The organism is Pannonibacter carbonis, assembly GCF_003012935.1.
Classification (GTDB): Bacteria; Pseudomonadota; Alphaproteobacteria; order Rhizobiales; family Stappiaceae; genus Pannonibacter; species Pannonibacter carbonis.
Map to the genome: position 1 here is coordinate 66911 of NZ_PUDR01000006.1, position 21200 is coordinate 88110.

General features: G+C 61.7%; 15 protein-coding genes. 10 read left to right on the forward strand and 5 right to left on the reverse strand.

Annotated elements, in window-relative coordinates; all coding sequences use genetic code 11:
• Nucleotides 1–11 precede the first annotated feature (11 nt).
• Entirely contained in the window at nt 12–1484 is a 1473-nt protein-coding gene (gene sufB / locus C8348_RS10085) for a Fe-S cluster assembly protein SufB (protein WP_106753206.1), read from the reverse strand.
• Nucleotides 1485–1609: 125 nt separating this feature from the next.
• A complete protein-coding gene (locus tag C8348_RS10090) occupies nt 1610–2779 on the reverse strand; it encodes a cysteine desulfurase family protein (RefSeq protein WP_106753207.1) in 1170 nt (389 codons plus the stop codon).
• Between the two features lie 298 nt (nt 2780–3077).
• Here C8348_RS10090 and C8348_RS10095 point away from each other — a divergent pair, with 298 nt between their 5' ends.
• Both C8348_RS10095 and C8348_RS10100 read left to right on the forward strand, forming a co-directional pair.
• Entirely contained in the window at nt 3078–3764 is a 687-nt protein-coding gene (locus C8348_RS10095; protein ID WP_106753208.1) for an alpha/beta hydrolase, read from the forward strand.
• Nucleotides 3765–4100: 336 nt separating this feature from the next.
• Entirely contained in the window at nt 4101–4379 is a 279-nt protein-coding gene (locus C8348_RS10100) for a hypothetical protein (RefSeq protein WP_106753209.1), read from the forward strand.
• A gap of 42 nt (nt 4380–4421) precedes the next feature.
• Here C8348_RS10100 and C8348_RS10105 read toward each other — a convergent pair whose 3' ends face one another.
• Together C8348_RS10105 and C8348_RS10110 are read right to left on the reverse strand one after the other, a co-directional pair.
• Nucleotides 4422–4808 (reverse strand): NADH:ubiquinone oxidoreductase subunit NDUFA12, encoded by a 387-nt coding sequence (locus tag C8348_RS10105; RefSeq protein WP_106753210.1) that lies wholly within the window; start codon nt 4806–4808, stop codon nt 4422–4424.
• A gap of 214 nt (nt 4809–5022) precedes the next feature.
• A complete protein-coding gene (locus C8348_RS10110) occupies nt 5023–5811 on the reverse strand; it encodes a response regulator (protein ID WP_106753211.1) in 789 nt (262 codons plus the stop codon).
• Between the two features lie 672 nt (nt 5812–6483).
• Here C8348_RS10110 and C8348_RS10115 point away from each other — a divergent pair.
• From C8348_RS10115 to C8348_RS10140, 7 genes are all read left to right on the forward strand, one after another.
• The gene (locus C8348_RS10115) at nt 6484–10182 is read left to right on the forward strand and encodes a vitamin B12-dependent ribonucleotide reductase (RefSeq protein WP_106753212.1); all 3699 of its coding nucleotides are present in this window, start codon (nt 6484–6486) and stop codon (nt 10180–10182) included.
• Between the two features lie 448 nt (nt 10183–10630).
• A complete protein-coding gene (locus C8348_RS10120; RefSeq protein ID WP_106753213.1) occupies nt 10631–11662 on the forward strand; it encodes a DUF262 domain-containing protein in 1032 nt (343 codons plus the stop codon).
• Nucleotides 11646–12293 carry a hypothetical protein gene (locus C8348_RS21945; RefSeq protein ID WP_157950416.1) on the forward strand — a complete coding sequence of 216 codons (648 nt, stop codon included), beginning with the start codon at nt 11646–11648 and terminating at the stop codon, nt 12291–12293. The genes C8348_RS10120 and C8348_RS21945 overlap by 17 nt, the downstream gene beginning before the upstream one ends.
• A 735-nt stretch (nt 12294–13028) precedes the next feature.
• The gene (locus tag C8348_RS10125; protein WP_106753214.1) at nt 13029–13454 is read left to right on the forward strand and encodes a hypothetical protein; all 426 of its coding nucleotides are present in this window, start codon (nt 13029–13031) and stop codon (nt 13452–13454) included.
• A 21-nt stretch (nt 13455–13475) separates the two neighbouring features.
• Nucleotides 13476–13880 (forward strand): hypothetical protein, encoded by a 405-nt coding sequence (locus tag C8348_RS10130; RefSeq protein WP_198646998.1) that lies wholly within the window; start codon nt 13476–13478, stop codon nt 13878–13880.
• A 138-nt stretch (nt 13881–14018) separates the two neighbouring features.
• On the forward strand, nt 14019–15038 hold the full coding sequence (locus tag C8348_RS10135) for a hypothetical protein (RefSeq protein WP_106753215.1): 1020 nt from the start codon (nt 14019–14021) through the stop codon (nt 15036–15038).
• 269 nt (nt 15039–15307) lie between these two features.
• Complete coding sequence (locus C8348_RS10140; protein WP_106753216.1) at nt 15308–18175, forward strand: adenosylcobalamin-dependent ribonucleoside-diphosphate reductase; 2868 nt, start codon at nt 15308–15310, stop codon at nt 18173–18175.
• 312 nt (nt 18176–18487) lie between these two features.
• On the opposite strand, the gene C8348_RS10145 is transcribed toward C8348_RS10140, so the two are convergent.
• Nucleotides 18488–20089, reverse strand: a complete 1602-nt coding sequence (locus tag C8348_RS10145) for an EAL domain-containing protein (protein WP_208983695.1) — start codon at nt 20087–20089, stop codon at nt 18488–18490.
• 125 nt (nt 20090–20214) lie between these two features.
• Here C8348_RS10145 and C8348_RS10150 point away from each other — a divergent pair, with 125 nt between their 5' ends.
• Nucleotides 20215–21111 carry a sugar kinase gene (locus C8348_RS10150; RefSeq protein ID WP_106753218.1) on the forward strand — a complete coding sequence of 299 codons (897 nt, stop codon included), beginning with the start codon at nt 20215–20217 and terminating at the stop codon, nt 21109–21111.
• Nucleotides 21112–21200: the final 89 nt, after the last annotated feature.

Sequence of the window (21200 nt, forward strand, 5' to 3'; positions counted from 1 at the left end):
GCGGAGCGTTTTTAGCCGACCGAGCCCTCAAGGCTGATCGAGATCAGCTTCTGGGCCTCGACGGCGAATTCCATCGGCAGCTGCTGGATCACGTCCTTGACGAAGCCGTTGACGATCAGGGCGACGGCCTCTTCCTGCGACAGGCCGCGGGCCATGCAGTAGAACATCTGATCGTCGGAGATCTTCGAGGTGGTTGCCTCGTGTTCGAACTGGGCGGTGGCGTTCTTGCTCTCGATATAGGGCACCGTGTGTGCGCCGCAGTCCTGGCCGATCAGCAACGAGTCGCACTGGGTGAAGTTGCGCGCGTTCGAGGCCTTGCGGTGCGCCGAGACGAGACCACGATAGGTGTTCTGCGACTTGCCGGCGGAAATGCCCTTGGAGATGATGCGGCTCGACGTGTTCTTGCCGAGGTGGATCATCTTGGTGCCGCTGTCGACCTGCTGGTGACCGTTGGAGACGGCGATCGAGTAGAACTCGCCGCGCGAGTTGTCGCCGCGCAGGATGCAGGACGGGTACTTCCAGGTGATGGCCGAGCCGGTTTCCACCTGGGTCCAGGAGATCTTTGAGTTCTTGCCACGGCAGTCGCCACGCTTGGTGACGAAGTTGTAGATACCGCCCTTGCCGTCCTTGTCGCCGGGGAACCAGTTCTGGACGGTGGAATACTTGATCTCGGCATCATCGAGCGCGATCAGCTCGACCACGGCGGCATGCAGCTGGTTTTCATCGCGCTGCGGTGCGGTGCAGCCCTCAAGATAGGACACATAGGCGCCCTTCTCTGCGATGATCAGCGTGCGCTCGAACTGGCCGGTGTTCTTCTCGTTGATGCGGAAATAGGTCGACAGTTCCATCGGGCAGCGCACGCCCTCCGGGATGTAGACGAAGGAGCCATCCGAGAACACGGCGGAATTCAGCGTGGCGTAGTAGTTGTCCGTGACCGGAACCACTGAGCCCAGATACTTGCGGACCAGGTCCGGGTACTCGCGCAGGGCTTCGGAGATGGAACAGAAGATGACGCCGGCCTTCTTCAGCTCGTCCTTGAAGGTCGTGACGACGGAGACGCTGTCGAACACGGCATCGACGGCGACGCGGTTCTTCGGCTCGACGCCGGCAAGGATTTCCTGCTCGCGTAGCGGAATGCCGAGCTTCTCGTAGGTCTTCAGCAGTTCCGGATCGACTTCGTCGAGGCTTGCCGGGCCGACAACGCTCTTCGGCGCGGACCAGTAGTAGAGATCCTGCAGGTCGACCGGCGGATAGTCGACGCGGGCCCAGGTCGGCTCGGTCATGGTCTGGAACCGGCGCAGCGCATCGAGGCGCCATTCGGTCATCCACTCCGGCTCGTTCTTCTTCGCCGACAGGAAGCGGACGGTTTCCTCGCTGAGGCCGCGCGCGCCCGTCTCCGACTCGATATCGGTGACGAAGCCATACTTGTACTGGTCGACGTCAATCGCCTTCACCCGGTCGATTGTTTCCTGCACAGCGGGCATTTCTACTCTCCATGGCACCGGCTTCAAGGGCCGGCTCGTCTGGTTTTGCCGCGGTCTGCGGCGCTTTCGGAAGGCCTGCATCTGCAGGCCCGGATCAGGGTCGGGCGGGCTTTGATGCGGCCGGTTCAGGCGGCATGCTGCACCGCAGCCGGGTTCAGCCGGCTGGCTACCTCTCCCCACAGATCAAGAAACCGGGCAACATCGGCCTCGGTTGTCGTCCAGCCGAAGCTGACGCGAATGGCGCAGCGCGCCAGGGTCTCGTCGACGCCCATGGCGGCCAGAACATGCGACACCCCGACCTTGCCGGACGAACAGGCGGAGCCGGAGGACACCGACGCGCCCTTGAGGTCGCAGGCAATGAGTGCCAGTTCGGCAGGAACGCCCGGAACGGCAAAACAGGACGTGTTGGGCAAGCGCAAGGCCGCGTCGCCAAACACCACCGCAGACCTGCATATATGGTGCAGGCCCTGTTCGAAAAGGTTGCGCAGGCGCAAAAGCTCTGCGCTTTCCGCATGGCAGTCGGCAATTTCGCGGGCGACGGCGCCAAACCCGGCGATCGCTGCCACATTTTCCGTGCCCGCGCGGCGATGATGCTCCTGTCCGCCGCCCACCAGCAGCGCCGACGGGGCCACCGCCGAGGAAGCCAGGACCAGCGCACCAATGCCCTGCGGCCCGCCAACCTTGTGCGCCGAAAGGCTGATGGCATGGGCCTGCCAGTCCTTCGGCGCGACCGGCAGACGGCCCGCAGCCTGGACGGCATCGACATGGAACAGGTCGCCGCTGGCAGCGACGCGGGTGCCGATCTCGGCCAGCGGCTGAATCACCCCGGTCTCGTTGTTTGCGGCCATGACACTGACCAACGCCGGGCCGCCCTCGGACAGAAGCTGGTCAAGATGGTCAAGCCGGATGCGGCCGCCGGCATCAACCTCGATCGTGCGGATCTGGCGCGGCGAAAAGCGGCCGCCGGAGCGGACGCTCGGGTGTTCCACGGCCGAGATCAGCAGGCGTTCGGGATAGATCGGGCCGTCCGCGCCCTGCCAGGCCTGCGACAGGGCCAAGGTGTTGGCCTCGGTCGCGCCGCTGGTGAAGATCACGGAACGTGCCTTGACGCCGCAGGCCGCCGCCAGCGCCTCACGCGCCGCCTCGACCAGACCGCGCGCGTGCCGCCCGTCCGCATGGACCGACGACGGATTGCCGCACACATCCAGGGCCGCGAGCATGGCCGCACGCGCCAGCGGCCTGAGCGGTGCAGAGGCATTGTGATCCAGATACAGGCGGTGTCCAGCGGTGGTCATTGCCGTTTGCCAAAGATCCTTTAGCGGGGCGTTCAGGGCCAAGCGTCCGAATCGCGACCAAATTACGTCACCGGCAACGGAAAACTTGATCTTCCATGCCGTGATGATGATAAGTGCGCCGAGCGCTCGAACACGGACCGCAAGGCGACCTGCCCGCCGGTCCGAGTTTGAACCATTCTAAAGAAGGTTCTAGAAACTCGGAACCCGAAAGTCAAGTTTAGACCTCCGGGATTTCACGTATCTTGAGCCGCATTGAACCGGATCTGGCTCCGGGAAAATTAAAAGGACATCGCGCTTCATGCCCGAGGTGATCTTCAACGGCCCGGCCGGACGTCTGGAAGGCCGTTTCCATCCCGCCAAGCGGCGGAATGCGCCGATTGCTCTGGTGCTGCATCTGCACCCGCAGTTCGGCGGCACCATGAACAACCAGATCGTCTACCAGATGTATTACATGTTCGCGCAGCGCGGCTTCGCCGTCCTGCGCTTCAACTTCCGCGGCGTTGGCCGGTCACAGGGGTCGTTTGACCACGGCCAGGGCGAGCTGTCGGATGCCGCCGCCGCGCTGGACTGGGTGCAGACGGTTCACCCCGATGCGCGCGCGTGCTGGATCGCCGGCTTCTCCTTCGGCGCCTGGATCGGCATGCAGCTGCTGATGCGCCGGCCGGAAGTGGAAGGCTTCATCTCGGTGGCGCCGCCGGCCAACCTGCATGACTTCTCGTTCCTGGCCCCCTGCCCGTCCTCGGGCCTCATTGTCCATGGCGACAATGACAAGGTGGTGCCGCAGAAGGACGTGCAGAACCTCGTCGACAAGCTGAAGACGCAAAAGGGCATCATCATCGATCACGAGACGATCCCGGGCGCCAACCACTTCTTCGAGAACAGCATCGACGACCTGATGCTGCGCTGTGGCACCTATCTCGACAAGCGCCTCGGCCTCGACATGCCGCCGCCGCTGCTCGCGGCCCCGTCGTCTGACGAGGATTGATCGGGACCGTCGACCTGAAAACGCCAAAGGCCCGCTCACGCGGGCCTCAAACTGCTGACAAACCTCGACCTCAGCCTCGTCATTCCGGCCAAGCGCAGCGCCGAGCCGGGACCGGAGAGGCGAGGCATCGATGTTTCAAGAGGTCGAAGACGGAGAGACCTTGGCTCTCCGGTCCCGGGTCTCCGCTTCGCTGCGCCCTGGATGACGAAAGCGGGTTTGTCATCAACCTCAGGCCCGCTCACGCGGGCCTTGTGCTTCCGTTGGGTCAGATCTGTCCACCGCATCGCTGGCGGCCTTGGGCCGAACGGGCGCGGGCAGGCCTTCGGATATCTGGTCGTGCAAATCGCGGTACTCGATGCCTCAAGCAATGTCGGAAAAACGCTGACGTTGCGCATCAAGTTTTGCGGCATCAAGACAGAACAAAAAACCCGCCTGTCCGGCGGGTTGAGCGTAATGACAAAGCAGGCATATTTCACTTTCGTCATGGTCGGGCTTGTCCCGACCATCTGCAAGCCATTGATTTGCATAGATCCTCGGCACAAGGCCGAGGATGACGATGGAAAGGCTTCAGGTTTGCCAACAGCCTGGAACCACCATATCGGCGGGTTTTCTTAATCCAGCGTCTGATCTTGAACGCTGCCGACCGCCGTTGACCGCTTACTGGCCCGGGGTCCAGGGCTGGTAGTCGCCGGTTACTTCCGGGCGCTTGTTGTCGGCCAGGATCGAGCCCTTCGGGCGATAGGCCGCCGGCGTGCCGGTGTGGTTCTGCTGATGCGGTGCCTGCCAGGACTTCGGGTGATAAGCTTCCTCGGTCGGGGCCACATCAACGCGGTGATGCATCCAGCCATGCCAGCCAGGAGGAATGGTCGAGGCTTCTGCCAGGCCGTTGTAGATGACCCAGCGCTTCTTGCCGCCACGCTCGCGGTAGTACTTGTTGCCGAATTCGTCCGCACCGACATACTCACCCTTGCGCCAGGTGAAGAAGCGGGTGCCCATGGTCTGGCCGTTCCACCAGGTGAAAAGCTCGAGCAGAAGCTGCTTCATGGTCTGCGCTCCCTGCCGGATCCCCGGCAATTGTCAAAGGCCGGTGGCCCGGCGTTGCGGATGACGGCCAGACTGCCCAAGCCTGCGCCAAATTTGCGCGGAATATGACGGGAGTTTCTGCCCCTGTCCAGCGGCTTGGGGTGAACCGGGTCAAGTGCCGCATCCTGGTGACACTTCTAGCAAGGGTACCGGGCCGCCGTGGTTTCGTGCGGGCTCAGGCGTCAGCCTTAGCCTGCTTCAATGCGGCAAATGCTTCGAGCTTTGCAGCCTTGATGCGGCGGGCAGCAGGTGTCTCGACCTTGTCAGGGCGCTTGACCGTGCTGGTCAAACCAGTCGCCGGGATCGTGGCAACGGGCCGGGCCGCAGGCTGGCGAGCGGGTTGCCGCGCCTTGGGCGAATCAGTCTGCTGCTGCAGATCAGCGTTGAACACCAGTTCCACCGCCTCCAGCGCTTCCTGATACTTGCGCGTGGCGCGCTCGTGATAGGCGCGGGCACTGTCCAGCGTCTGCAGTTTCCCTGCCTGGGCATCAAGCACGTCGCCGACCCCGTCCAGGGTATAGAAGCCGTGGCGATCCGGCACGAACTCGCGGCTGTCGTTCAAAAGCCAGCGCAGGCGCGAATACAGCATCGAAGGCGACACAGGCTTCACCAGAAGATGATGCGCACCCGCACGCAAGGCCTTGTCGACCAGGGCCCGCGTGCCGTGCGCCGTGATGAACAGCAACGGGACGAAGCACAAGGGCGCCATGTTCTTGTGCCGGATCAGGCGCAACAACTGGTATCCGCTGGCCGGTTCCATTTTCCAGTCGGCCAGAATGAGATTGGGCGGCTCGGTCAGCATGGCCTCGAGCGCCGAATCAACCGTGTCGAAGACGCGGACACGCTCCACCTTGAAGCTGAGCAGGATGGATCTGAGGATCGCCTGCATCTGGCGCGAGTCCTCGACGATGACCACGTCGAGCGCTTCCAGCGGCAAGCCATAGGCGGCATGATGATATTTCATTTGCGCTTGCGGGCCCCCAACACAGACCGAGGCCCTACGCATCGCATGGTGGCACTTAAACCCCGTTCAATTGCGCCGCACGGGTTTTCGTCAAATTGTCACCAAAACGGATGAAGCTAGCATCGCCAGCAAGCAGTGGCGCCGAAGTCCCTGATCCGGCTGCAAAACCGGTTCGTCGGGCGGCTTGCAGAGAGTTGTCCACCAAACTCCCCGATTTCCACAGCCACCACAATATTTAGATTGAGTGGCCGGCTAACACACAATGGATAGCCCTTCGCAGCTTGACGGTAACGAACGATTCACACTAATGTCGCAAACATCAAGTGTGCGTAACCGGGGCCGGATGTCTTCCTGCCCCCCTCCAGTAACAAGTTGATATGGCGTCGTCGCCCGGTCGATCCCAGACCAGGCGGATCACCCATGTTTGCCGTGTTATCCGGCCTACCCGGACTGGAAGCTGGCCGCAGGTGCTGTGTGTGGCTGTGGCAGCTGCAGCTTTTGAACTGCAGCCGGAATTGAACAACTGGCAGGCCCCGCGACAAGACCGGGGCCCCATGAAACAGGGCGGCGACAGGTCACCGTCTGGAAGCATATGCTGTCCAGGCTCAGGTTCTGTTTGCCTCGATGGACGCCCGAGGGCGTCCCATATGGCGTAGCGAAGGGGGCATGGGAATGCGGATTGAGCGGCGTTACACCAGGGACGGACAGTCACCCTACGCTGACATCGAGTTCACGACGACCACGAGCGAGATCCGCAATCCGGACGGCTCCATCGTGTTCCGCCTGGAAAACATTGAAGTTCCGGCGCAGTTTTCGCAGGTCGCGGCCGACATTCTTGCCCAGAAGTATTTCCGCAAGGCCGGTGTGCCCGCACGCCTGAAGGCTGTCGAGGAAAACACCGTTCCGTCCTGGCTGTGGCGCCAGGAAGCCGACATGGCTGCCCTCGCCGGCCTGCCCGAGAAGGAGCGTTTCGGCTCCGAGACCGACGCCCGCCAGGTCTTCGACCGTCTCGCCGGCACCTGGACCTACTGGGGCTGGAAGGGCGGCTATTTCGACAGCGAAGCCGACGCCCGCGCCTTCTTTGACGAGCTGCGCTTCATGCTGGCGACCCAGAAGGTGGCGCCGAACAGCCCGCAGTGGTTCAACACCGGCCTGCACTGGGCCTATGGCATCGACGGTCCCGGCCAGGGCCACTATTACGTCGACTTCCAGACCGGCGAGCTGACCCGCTCGACCTCGGCCTATGAACACCCGCAGCCGCATGCCTGCTTCATCCAGTCGGTCGAGGACGATCTCGTCAACGAGAACGGCATCATGGACCTGTGGGTGCGCGAGGCGCGCCTGTTCAAGTATGGCTCCGGCACCGGCTCCAACTTCTCGCGCCTGCGCGGTGAAGGCGAGAAGCTGTCCGGCGGCGGCCGCTCCTCCGGCCTGATGAGCTTCCTCAAGATCGGTGACCGGGCAGCCGGTGCCATCAAGTCTGGCGGCACCACGCGCCGCGCGGCCAAGATGGTCGTGGTCGACGTCGACCACCCGGACATCGAGGACTACATCTCCTGGAAGGTGAAGGAAGAGCAGAAGGTGGCCGCGCTCGTCACCGGCTCCAAGATCTGCCAGAAGCACCTGACCGCGATCATGAAGGCCTGCGTCAACTGCGAGGCCGACAATGGCGAGTGCTTTGACCCGGCCAAGAACCCGGCGCTGAAGCGCGAGATCCGCGCTGCCAAGAAGATGATGGTGCCGGAAAACTACATCCGCCGCGTCATCCAGTTCGCCCGCCAGGGCTACACCTCGATCGAATTCCCGGTCTACAACACCGACTGGGACTCGGAAGCCTATCTGACCGTGGCCGGCCAGAACTCCAACAACTCCGTACGCGTCACCGACGGCTTCCTGAAGGCCGTGGTGGACGATGGCACCTGGGACCTGACCGCCCGCAAGGACGGCAGGGTGATGAAGACCCTGAAGGCGCAGGAGCTGTGGGAGCAGATCGGCTATGCCGCCTGGGCGTCCGCTGATCCCGGCATCCAGTACCACACCACCATCAACGACTGGCACACCTGCCCGGCCTCGGGCGAGATCCGCGCATCCAACCCCTGCTCGGAATACATGTTCCTCGACGACACGGCCTGCAACCTGGCGTCGCTGAACCTGTTGCAGTTCCGCCGGCCGGACCGCTCCTTCGACGTCACGAACTACGAGCATGCCGTCCGCCTGTGGACCATCGTGCTGGAAGTCTCGGTGCTGATGGCGCAGTTCCCGTCCAAGGAAATTGCCGAACTCTCCTACCGCTACCGCACGCTCGGCCTTGGCTATGCCAACATCGGCGGCCTCTTGATGACTGCCGGCATTCCCTATGACAGCGACGAGGGCCGCGCCTTCTGCGGCGCGCTGACCGCGATCATGACCGGCGTGTGCTATGCAACTTCAGCCGAAATGGCCGGCGAGCTCGGCGCCTTCCCGGGTTATGGCGACAACGCCGCCCACATGCTGCGCGTCATGCGCAACCACCGCCGCGCCGCCTATGGCGAGGCAGCCGGCTATGAGCTGCTCTCCACCAACCCGGTGCCGCTGGACCATGCCAACTGCCCGGACCAGATCCTGATCGAGCGCGCCAAGCTCGCCTGGGACCGCGCGCTGGAGCTCGGCGAGAAGCACGGCTACCGCAACGCCCAGACGACCGTGATTGCCCCCACCGGCACCATTGGCCTCGTCATGGACTGCGACACCACCGGCATCGAGCCGGACTTCGCCCTTGTGAAGTTCAAGAAGCTGGCCGGCGGCGGCTACTTCAAGATCATCAACCGCGCCGTGCCGGAAGCGCTCGAAGTGCTCGGCTACCGCGCCAGCGAAATCGCCGAGATCGAGGCCTATGCGGTCGGTCACGGCTCGCTTGACCAGGCGCCCGGCATCCATCCGGCAGCGCTGAAGGCCAAGGGCTTCACTGACGAGAGCATCGCCAAGCTGAAGGGCTCGCTGAAGTCGGCCTTCGACATCAAGTTCGTCTTCAACCGCTGGACGCTTGGCGACGAGCAGATGGCTGCGCTCGGCGTCTCGGGCGAGCAGATGAACGACCCGGCGTTCGAGCTGCTCGCCTTCCTCGGCTTCTCCAAGGCCGAGATCGAGGCTGCCAACACCCATGTCTGCGGCGCCATGACGCTGGAAGGCGCGCCGTTCCTGAAGAAGGAGCATTACGCCGTCTTCGACTGCGCCAACCCCTGCGGCAAGATCGGCAAGCGCTACCTGTCGGTGGAAAGCCACATCCGCATGATGGCGGCGGCCCAGCCGTTCATTTCCGGCGCGATCTCCAAGACGATCAACATGCCGAATGACGCCACCGTCGAGGACGCCAAGGAAGCCTACATGCTGTCCTGGCGCCTGGCGCTGAAGGCCAATGCGCTCTACCGCGACGGCTCCAAGCTGAGCCAGCCGCTGAACTCGCAGCTGATCGCCGACGAGGACGAGGACGCGGAAGAGGCCGCCGAAGCCATCGCTGCCAAGCCGATGGCCGCCAAGGCGGAAGTCATCGCCGAACGCATCGTCGAGCGGATCATCGAGCGCACCATCCGCTCGCGCGAGAAGATGCCGGACCGGCGCAAGGGCTACACTCAGAAGGCCCGCGTCGGCGGCCACAAGGTGTATCTGACCACCGGCGAATACCAGGATGGCCGCCTCGGCGAGATCTTCATCGACATGCACAAGGAAGGCGCCGCCTTCCGCTCCCTGATGAACAACTTCGCCATCGCCATCTCGCTCGGCCTGCAATATGGCGTGCCGCTGGAGGAATATGTCGACGCCTTCACCTTCACCCGGTTCGAGCCGGCGGGCATGGTGCAGGGCAACGAGGCGATCAAGAACGCGACCTCAATCCTCGACTACATCTTCCGCGAGCTGGCCGTGTCCTACCTCGGCCGTCATGACCTTGCCCATGTGGCCCCCGAGGCCATCGGCAACACGGCCATGAGCTCGGGCCCGAACGAGGGCCGTGGCAGCGAACCGGGCGTCGTCTCGCACGGCCTCGTGCGCGGCCAGACCGAACGCTTCCGCCTGGTCCCGGCCGGCGGCGAGCCGGCCGGTTCACTGGCAGGATCACTGTCGGTTGCTCCGGTGAAGGCGGCCACCCAGCCGGTCGCCCAGACCTCGGCCGTCGCCACCGCCTTTGCCCGCTCGGGCAACACGGAAGTGGCCCTGAAACTGGAAACCGCCCCTGCCCCGCAGGCCGCCCCCTCCTCCGCCGCCGAGCGCATCGCCCAGGCCCGGATGAAGGGCTATGAAGGCGAAAGCTGCTCGGAATGCGGCAACTTCACCATGGTCCGCAACGGCACCTGCCTGAAATGCGACACCTGTGGCTCGACGAGCGGGTGCAGTTGAGGGTTTGAGGTGATCCTGAGCCGCCCCGGCTGAAACGGTCAGCGGGCGGCTCGGGGGAAATCTGAAAACGGAAAAACCCGCCTGTCAGGGATGATGGGCGGGTTTTTGTTTGGCGCATAAAATATCTATGAATTGGCAAGTTTATTACCAGTCATAGCAACTTCGAAAAATCAAATATTCTCCGAAATGAACCCTAATATATTTTCAATGAAATTCTTATTTCGTCAAATCACTATCTTAGTTGCATCACAATACAACACTGCCGACATTGATCAATTCTACAATTTTCATCAACATTCAAATCTAAGTTGATCTTATAAAGAATCGGTGTCAATTTTAAACATGTGATGCATGCAGCGCCGAATGAGCCTTCGGGTTCTCTATATTACGAAAGCCAAGCACAGTGCAGATTGTAAACAACAATTACAGCATAATTGAAATCATACAAATGCTTGACCGCCGCGAGTTGATTGTCAATCGTGATTATCAGCGCGGATCTGAACTGTGGCCAATTGGTGCAAGTAGTTATTTCATCGATACGATCTTACAGGGCTTTCCTTTCCCTAAAATTTATATGTATGAATTTTTCGATAGAAAAGAGCGCTCTGTGCGCAAGGAAATTGTCGACGGACAACAGCGCATCAGCGCAATACAAAGATACTATGCGAACCAATTCGCACTGAGTGCAGACGCTGCCCGCACAGGTATGCGATTTCAAGATTTGGATGAAGAAGATCAACAAAGATTTCTTTCTTATGCCGTGTCTGTAGATGTTATACGGAACGCTAATCATTCTGAAATATTGCAAATGTTTCGTCGAATGAACGCTTACACTCTTCCACTGAACGAAGCCGAAAAAAGACACTCGTCGTTCCAAGGAAATTTCAAGTGGTTTATAAATGAAGTCTCTGATCATTTTAATGAGTTCTTTGTGGAGTTTGGCGTTTTCACCAACAGACAAATTGTCCGCATGTCTGATGCCGCATTGTTAGCAGATTGCGTCGTAGCGATCGAAAAGGGTGTTGTTAGCGCCGCCCCGAAAGATTTGCGCGACCTCTATCGCGAGTATGATGAGAATTTCATACAAGCCGCCCTGTACAGGGAAATGTTCACAGATACCATTAATTTTATTATTGAAAATTTTAGCGAGCTACGTAGAACATTCATTATGAAACCCTACGCTCTTCACTCATTGATTACTGCTTTGATGCATAGTCGCTTTGGAATTAAACGTATAACCGAGGAATGGAATGCTCACTGCATTGGGAGTTTTGCATTCAACACTGATCATGCATGCCAGCAACTGAGCGAACTTGCACGAGCACACGAAGCAAAAGAGACCGATGGAAGACACGCAAAATATGTCTGGGGATGCTTGAGCACTACTGACAGAAAAGCGCGTCGAACTGCTCGGGTTGCGGCGATCCTTCGCATTCTTGGAGTTGATGTTCCGGATTCAGTGGATGCCGACCTCTCTTGAGATAACTCAAAAGAAGTTCCACTCGCGCGTTCGAACCCTTGATGCGGGGTTTGATCGCCATGTTTATAGTTCGAAACTTACGTATCGGCTTGACAAACTTGCTCTACAAGAAGGTTATATCTCATCGTTATGGCAGGTTTGGTGTAAATTTTGCCGCGATTTGCTTGTTCAGTCGGCTCAAGGAGCAATAACTAAAGCAGGCAACCTTACGACTTCCCCGTATGTCGGTCGCCAAGAAATGGAGATTGCTTACATAGCGCAACGGCTTTCCAAAGGAGAACAAATTAAAAAAATCCACTCACTAAGCGGAAGCCACCTAGAACACACTTGGGGAGACGTGGTGAAAATGCACCTCGTAACTTCAAGCATTGGATGCAGTAACGATAAAGTCATCTTGTCAGCACTATCGGTTTGTCAACGAATAAAAGACTTACAAATCTGTAGAAACTCTTCTGCACACATAAATGCCACTACACTTCAAGCCATCCGCGGCACAAGAGTTCGATACTTAGATTCCAAGTTTCACCATCCGACAGATATGATGTATTGGACAGACCCAAATACGAGAGATTTTCTTTGGAAATCTTGGATCGATGAGATGGAGATTTTTTCAATGATTTCAATTGCTTAGTTATTATCAATCAGATATCTCATTTAAGTCTCTAAAGTAAAATTTTTAATTCAATCGCTTTCATCACTTATTCATTTTCGTTGCCGTATTGTAGCTACTTGAGCTACTATTTCATCTTACTTATTTACGATATAGGGACGCACAGCCGCCGGTCTCGTCGCTCCTGCGAAGGCAGGAGCCTAGTAATCGAGGCGGGTGGTGTGTGGTGGGGATCTGAATTTCAGCAACACACTCCGGTGGTTACTGGGCTCCTGCCTGCGCAGGAGCGACGATGGGGGTTGGGCTTGAGGACACGGAACAGGCCCCGGCTCAAGGCCGGGGCGGCGCGGTGGTGAGGCACGATCCGATTGCCCATCTTACCCAACGCGCTGTCCCGGCCCTGTGCCGGGACCTGTCAGGGGCGCACACCCGCCAGTCTCGTCGCTCCTGCGAAGGCAGGAGCCCAGTAATCGGGGCTGGTGGTGTGTGGTGGGGATCTGAATTTCAGCAACACAGTCCGGTGGTTACTGGGCTCCTGGCTGCGCAGGAGCGACGAGGGGGTTGGGCTTGAGGACAGGGAACGGGCCCCCGGGCTTCTGTTTGCGATCTGGGCCGGGGCGGCGCGGTGGGTGGGGCATCCATCTTCCGACCCTGAAAGTTTCAAGGTCCAATCCCCGCAAGGGCGGCGAGGTCGGGCAGTGTGGGGTCATGAAGCGGCAAGACCCAAACGGTCTGGCTGACGACAGGAGACCCTAGATGCGTGACGCGACAGACATTCACCCGATGCCTCAGACCCAGCCGGCACAGGAGACGCCCGCAGGCCAGAGCCTTGAGCGGGTGATTCAGGACAGGGCGGCGGTGGATCCGGTGTTCCGGGCAGCGCTTGTGGCCGATCCGCTGGCGGCGATTGCCGAGGCGTTCCGGCTGGCGCCCCTGCCGGGGCTGAAGCTGCGGGTGATCGAGGAGCAACCGGGCGAGGTGGTGCTGGTGCTGCCGCGGGCGGGCGCGATGGAGACCGACGAGCTCTCCGAGGCAGAGCTGGCGCAAGCGTCCGGCGGCTTTACCGGCGTCAATGGCCAGATCGTTGATTCCGTCACCTGGGCCAACACCAAGATGCCCGGCGGCCCCAATGCCATGGGCAACGTGTTCCTGCGGCCGGGCCGTCCGTTCTTTCCGTTCTGATCCCACACAAAGGACCCTGCCATGACAGAGCAAACCTCCTGGAACCGCGCCGATGTGGAGGATGTCATCCGCACGCAGGCGGAGACGGACGCGGCCTTCCGCGCCAAGCTGATAGAGGATCCGCGCGGGGCGATCGCCGAACTGTTCCGCGTTGAACCAAAGGCCGGGCTCACTTTCACAATTGTCGAGGAACAACCGGGCGAAGTGGTGCTGGTGCTGCCGGCCGCACAGGACGAGCTGTCGCTGGCGGAGCTGGACCAAGCCTCGGGCGGGGCAACCTACACGATCCGGTTTGGCAACAGCACCCCTCCGGGAGCCTGGGTGTTCCAGAAACCGGGAGATTCCGGGTTCGGCTCCAGCATCGCCTGGAAAACCCTGCCAGGTGGTGCGTCGTCACCGGTCCTGCCCTACAGCTGGTGGATCTAGGCCAGGAGGGCCGGGACAAGGCCTGGCGGCGGCACGGTGCGTATCGACACCTGGCACCGCGCCGCCAGCGAAGTTAACCTTCTGGAAAGGGAATCCTTGCAACGGTGATTCCGAAGGTCTCGGCCAAGGAGCCAGCCGATGATGATCCTGAACAGCCTGAAGACAGCCATGAGCTTTGCCGGCGGCGGGATGACCCGTGCCACTGGCACTGGAACTGGCAACAGCGGCGGGCTGTCGGGTGCAGGCGGCAAGTCACAGGGCCCCCTGCCCGGCCTGACCCTCAGCGACGAGCTGGTCGAGGACATCAAGAAAAGCGTCGAGACCAGCCAGAGCCTGCAGCGCTCGATGGAAAGTGCGAGGGATGGCGCGCGCGGCGAGAAGGTCGCACGGCTGAAGGAAAAGATCGAGCAACTGAAGGAGCGCATCCGCTTTGCCTCGCCGCAACAGGCAAAAGCGCTGATGAAGGAGCTGAAGCAGCTCGCCAAGGAGTTCAAGGGCGCAGCGAAGGAGCTTGGCAGCGAGGCCCAGTCCCTCGCCTCCCCCGCCGCCGCCGCTGCCGGTTCCGGGCTGATCCAGCCCGATGGCGGCGCCGCAACTGCCGAGATGCTGGCGGGAGCCGCACCGGTGAACCAGACCGATCCTGCCCGCCAGCCAGACCCCACGAAGACGGCCGACGCCGACGATCCGGAAGGCGCGGATGCGGCGGACCCGCAGGCCGACCGGCAACAGGACCTGCGCAAGGCGGTGCTGTCCTATGTCAGCGAACAGATGCGCGAGGAGATCATGGTCGCCGGCGGCCGGGCCGAGGCGATGAAGCTGGAACGGGACGAGTTTGAAAAGATCGGCAAGGAGATCAAGTATCTCGCCGGTCAGATTGAACTCCTGCACAAGCTTGGCAAGGGCGACAGGGATGACAAGATCCGCCGCGACCGAAAAGGCGTGCTGGACGCCCTGGAGGATGGCATCGACAGGCTGAATGACCCGAAAGTCATCCGCGCGATTGATGGCGCCATCGCGGCCAGATCGGCCCTTGGGACACAGCCGGATGCCCCCTCGGAGCCGGTGACCGCTGACGTTTCGCCCCAACTGGGCAGCCTCGCCTATAGCCTGCAGACCTCCGCATCCCTCACTGTTCCGGCTTCTGGCCGGGTGGCCTGAACGGCAGCCTCTGGAACTCCGGCAACCGTCCCTGCCCGGGCGAGCCTCCCCTCCAAGATTCATGAAATATCGTTAACAGCGGCACGCCCAAGCGCGCACAAGGGCTTACCGGATCACAACCGTCGTACACGCAGATTTCGCAACCGGAACTCCCGCTTGGCGCGCATTCATTGCATTTGCAATGATTGTCATGGGTTAACAAAAGATTAACATCCCCTGCGACGGCACCGAATCCTGACCCGGGCCAGGTTATGCGTGAGGGGTAAACCATGCGGATCCAGCGTCATTTCACCCGCGCGGGAAACTGCGCCTACAGCGACATCAGCTTCCGGACCCACACCAGTGAAGTGCGCAGTCCGGACGGGCGGGTGCTGTCACGCATGGAGGGCATCGAGGTTCCAGCCCAGTTCTCGCAAGTGGCGGCCGATGTCTTGTGCCAGAAATACCTGCGCCGGCGCGGCGTCCCGGCGCGGCTGAAACGGGTGGCTGAGGCGGGCGTGCCGGAGTGGCTGCAGCGCCAGGTCGCAGACGAGGCGGCGCTGGCGGACCTGCCTGAGGCGCTGCGGTCGGGCGGGGAAACATCGGCCCGGCAGGCCTTCGACCGGCTGGCCGGAGCCTGGACCTATTGGGGCTGGAAGACGGGAACCTTTGCCAGCGAAGACGATGCGCGCGCCTTCCACGACGAGATGCGGGCGATGATGGCGCTGCAGGTCGCCGCGCCCAACTCGCCGCAGTGGTTCAACGCCGGGCTGCACTGGGCCTATGGCATTGCCGGCGAGGCGCAAGGCCACTGGACGATAGACCTTGTGACCGGCACGGCGATCCCCTCGCCCAACGCCTATGAACGGCCGCAAGTGCACGCCAGCATCATCCTGTCGGTCGAGGACGATCTGGTGAAGGAAAACGGCATCATGGACCTGTGGGTCCGCGAGGCGCGGCTGTTCAAGTACGGGTCTGGCGTCGGCTCCAATTTCTCGCGCCTGCGCGGGGCCGGCGAACCGCTGGACCATGGCGGACGCTCGGCCGGTCTCCTGTCCTTCCTGAAAGTGGGCGACGTGGCAGCCGGCAGCCTCCGGACCGGAGCCACCACCCGTGCGGCCGCCAAGATGGTGGTGGTCGACATCGACCATCCGGATATCGAGGCCTTCATCGACTGGAAGGTGCAGGAAGAAGAGAAAGTCGCTGCACTGGTCGCCGGCTCAAAGCTCGCCAAACAGTGCCTCACCCGGCTCAATGACCTCATCACCCAGCTGCATGAACGCCACTTTGCCGATGCGGCCTTCAAGCGGGACCTCGACCAGGCGCTGGCCGATGCCAGGTCGGCCCTCATTCCCGACAGCTACATCCAGCGCATCCTGCAATATGCAAGGCAGGGCGGGGATGCGCTCGAGATGAAGACCTATGACATCAACTGGGATTCAGAGGCCTATCGTACGGTCGCCGGACAGAACGCCAACAACTCGGTTCGCCTGCCGGACAGGTTTCTGGCGGCGGTGGATGCGGACGCGCCCTGGCATCTGGCCGGGCGGACCGGACCAGGCCAGGGCCGCGCGATCTCGGCCAGGGCGCTGTGGCAGCGGATCACGCGGGCGGCCTGGGCTTCGGCCGATCCGGGGCTGCAGTTCGACACCGCCATCAACGACTGGCACACCTGCCCGAACGGCGGCCGGATCAACGGATCCAACTCCTGCTCGGAGTTCATGTTCCTCGATGACAGTGCCTGCGTGCTGGCTTCGCTCAACCTGATGGCCTTCCGCAAGGCCGACGGCCATATCGACATCAGGGCCTACCGGCATGCGGTGCGGCTGTGGACCATCAGCCTCGACATCTCGACCAGCATGGCGCAACACCCCTCCCGGGCGGTGGCGCAGAACACGCATGCATTCCGGCCGCTGGGCCTTGGCTATGCCAATCTCGGCGGTCTCCTGATGTCGCTGGGGCTCGGCTATGACAGCGACCGGGCGCGGGCCACGGCGGCTGCGCTCACGGCCATCCTGACCGGAACCGCCTATGCGACCTCGGCGGAGCTTGCCGAACGCCTCGGCGCCTTCCCGGGGCTGGCGAGCAACACGGCGGCCATGGCGCGGGTCTTGCGCAACCACCAGAAGGCAGCACGCGGGGAAACCAGCCTTGAGGCCTATGAGGACCTGCACAAGCCGCCATTGGCGCTGGATCTTGCGTCCCTTGAGGATACCGGCCTCGCAGAGGCGGCGACCACTGCCTTTGACGCCGCGTTGGCAGAGGGGGCAAAGCACGGGTGGCGCAATGCACAGGTCAGCCTGATCGCGCCGACCGGCACCATCGGCCTTGTCATGGACTGCGCCACGACCGGGATTGAACCGGACTTCGCCCTGGTGAAATACAAGACCCTGGCCGGCGGCGGGTTCTTCAAGATCATCAATGCGATGGTCCCGGATGCGCTGCGCCAGCTCGGATATCCCGAACATGAGGTTCGCGACATTGTCGCCCATGTGGTCGGGCATGGTACATTGGTCCAGGCGCCTGCGATCAACCTGGCGGCGCTGGCAGCCAAGGGCGTGCCGCAGGACAGCCTTGATGCGCTCGAGGCCGCCCTGCCGAGTGCGTCACATCTGCGCGATGTGCTGACCCCGACGGTGCTCGGCGTCGAGGCAACGGCTGCGGCGCTTGGCCTCGCGCCAGAGGCGGTGCCCCGGCCGGACTTCGACCTGCCGCAAGCCCTTGGCTTCAGCCGGATGGAACTGGAGGTTGCCAGCGCCCATGCCTGCGGCCTGCAGACCGTCGAGGGCGCGCCGCACCTGCGGCCCGAGCACCTGCCAGTCTTTGATTGCGCCACGGCCTGCGGTCGCAATGGCACACATTGGCTGACGATGGAGGCGCATGTTCGGATGATGGCGGCAGCGCAGCCCTTCCTGTCCGGCGCCATCTCCAAGACGGTCAACCTGCCCCGCCAGGCGAGCGTTGCGGACTGCGAGGCGGCTTACCGGCTGGCCTTTGACCTGGGGCTCAAGGCGATCGCGCTCTACCGTGATGGCTCCAAGCTGTCGCAGCCTCTGTCAGTGGGCGGGGCCCATGCCGATCCGATCGCGGAGCTGTTCGTCACCGCTCCGGATCGGAACATTGCGGAGCGGCGGGCAGATCGGATGGCCACCGGCTGAGCGGGGCAGTTCCTGCCGCCGGCGCGCCTGGCCTGCAATGCTGCGCCGGGACAGTCCGCGAGCTCATATTTCCGGGTTATGGAACGCTTAACAATTTCCTAACGCCGAATAGCCGCATCCAACTCACGGATTGCGGATCCGGAGGTTCATATTTTTCAAAATCAGATCAATAACTTGACTGAAAAGGATGAAGTTTCCGCTAGGTCAGATAAGGCCCGCAGCGCAGGCGTTGCAGAACAGCGCTCAAGCCTTCCCGGGCCTTCCCGGGCCTTCCCGGGCATCGCCTGCCGGCGCTAATGGTCTGGCCAATGGTCAGGCGGCTTCCTCGTCGTCCTCACTGGCCGACCGGATGGTGCCGCCAGCGGTGAGGGCATTGGCGAGATCGATGTAAAGCTTGCCGGGAAGCGGCGGGGCGAAAAGATAGCCCTGGGCTGCGGTGACGCCGAGTTCGCGCAGGCGCTCGACCTGCTCCATGCGCTCCACGCCTTCGGCGATGATGCCCATGCCGAGATTGTCGGCGAGTTCCACCATGGAATCGACGATGGTGGTGGAGCTGTCATCCGTGCCAAGAGCGTCGATGAACATCTTGTCGATCTTGATGATGTCGATGCCGAGCTTCTGCAGATAGGCCATGCCGCCGTGACCGGTGCCGACGTCATCAAGGGCCACGCGGACGCCAAGGGCCTGCATCTCGGCAATCAGCTTGCGGGCAAGTTCAAGATCCTGCAAGGGCAGACGCTCGGTCACCTCAACCACGATCTGCTGATACGCAATCGGAGATTTTCCGTATATCTCCTTGATATCCTCAATGATTCTTCGATCATCGAAGTGCCCGGCGAAGAGATTGACGGAGAGTTTCAGATCCGGATTCTCGGCATAGAGTTCGCCGACTTCGGTCACGGTCTGGCGCATCAACAGGCGGGTCATTTCGAAGATATGGCCTGTGGTCTCGGCATAGGGCATGAACTGGCCAGGCGACACCATGGTACCATCCAGCCGGCGCCAGCGCATCAGCACCTCGCAGCCGCGCAACCGGCCGGTCTCGATGTCCATGACAGGCTGGTAATAGGGAATGAATTCCTTGCGCTTGATGGCCGCGATGAACTCGTCATCCGCCTCGCTGTCCGGACGCCACGAGAACCAGACGCCAATGCCGATGAAGACCAAGGCAAAGCCGGCGCTGGCGGTGGCCACGATCATCTTCAGGTCCTTTACCAGGCTGATTGCGGCCGTGCGCGGGGCCACCACAACGGCTTTGAGCGGGTACCGCGCGGAGGACAATTCCACCGTGATCACCTGGTCGGGATCCGCCAGTTCGGAACTGTAACCACCCACAGACATCCAGGGCACGTCATTGCCCAGCCGCAACTCCGCCCTTCGGAAAGCACGCAGGTATTCCGGCCCGGCGTCGATGGCGATCGCGGCGGGGGAAACTTCGGCAAACAGGCGGTTGGAATTGCCAAGGTTCCAGCTGACCACGGCAACATGGGTGCCGAGGAACTGCTGCTCCAGCATGCCGATGCCGACCAGAGGCGCATCTGGCCGCAAGGCCGGAAGGATCGCCTCGCCGCCAATCGGACCATCGGGCACGATGCACATGCGCACGCCGTTGTGATCAACAAGGCCGATCCGCTGCAGGTAGCCCAGTTCGCTGATGGCAGCGATGAATATCTGCCGGTCCTCGCGCGAACAGGTGACGGCTGTGTTGCGGTGCAGCTTCTGCAGAATCGCGACGGCACTGGAAATGGCATTCTCACCACGGGCAACGTAGCGTTCGGCCATCGCCGTCATTTCGGTGCGGGCATTGGTCAGCGCATAGTTGTCGAGGACAAAATTTGCCGCAAGCAAAGGCGCGAGCGCCAACAAAAGGGACACCCCGACAGCCCGAAGAAAGATCATGTAGCGACGGGACACGGCGCAGCTTACACCTCTGATTGGTCCTTGCGACCTTGCGCCACAGACGTAAACATCGTTTGAACGGCGCGGGTCGAGACTCGCAGAACTATACATGATTTGACGTTTGTCGCTGGGAGATTGGCATGCGTGCCCTGTTCATCGGTCAGTCCTACATAGACATCACCTTCCTCGCGGATGTTCTGCCAACCGGAGACGAGAAGGCGATTGCGCATGATTATTCCGTCAGTTTTGGCGGAAACGCCGTCACGGCGGCCTTCGCCTGCGCCAAGCTCGGTGCCCGCCCAGACCTGTTGTGCTCGCTGGCAGACGACTGGCTGGCGCGTATGTTCCTCGACATGGCGGCGCGCTACGGGATTTCTGTGCATGGGCGCAAGGTGCGCGAATCATCCCTGTCCTTCATCATGCCGAAGGACGGCAAGCGCGCCATCGTGCGCTGCCGCGACAACGACTTCCTGCACCCCTTCCCGCCCCTCACCCTCACGGGCTGCCAGGCTCTGCATCTGGACGGCCACATGCCCGATGCCGCCCTTCATTATGCCAAGGCCTGCCGGGACGCCGGCATCCTGACCTCGCTCGATGGAGGCGCCGTGCGTGAGAACACCAGCGAGCTGCTGGGTTTCATCGATGTGGCGATTGTCTCCGAACGGTTCTGCGAGCAATTGAACCTCTCCGTGCCGGCGACGCTCGACTACCTCAAGGCCAAGGGCTGCCCGGTCGGCGGCGTAACGGTCGGCGAGCGTGGCATGTACTGGTATGAGGGCAAAGGCGGCGTGCAGCACATGCCCTCCCTTGCGGTGCCGAAAGACAAGGTGGTGGATACAAACGGCGCCGGCGACACATTCCATGGGGCCTATGTGGCATCCTATCTGTCCAACCGGACCGGTGCCTGGACCGAGCATTTCCACTTCGCCCGGGCCGCCTCTGCCCATGCGGTGCAACACCTCGGCAATGAAGCCAGCCTGCCGGATCGCGCCGATATCGCTGCAGCCATTGCCACCTTCCCGGAACGGCAAGCCTGAACTTCGGTGCGTTCGGGTATTTGCCATCCGGCGATCCCTCCGGACCTGTCCGACATCGCAGACTGATATCGAGCCCCCACTGTTTCCGC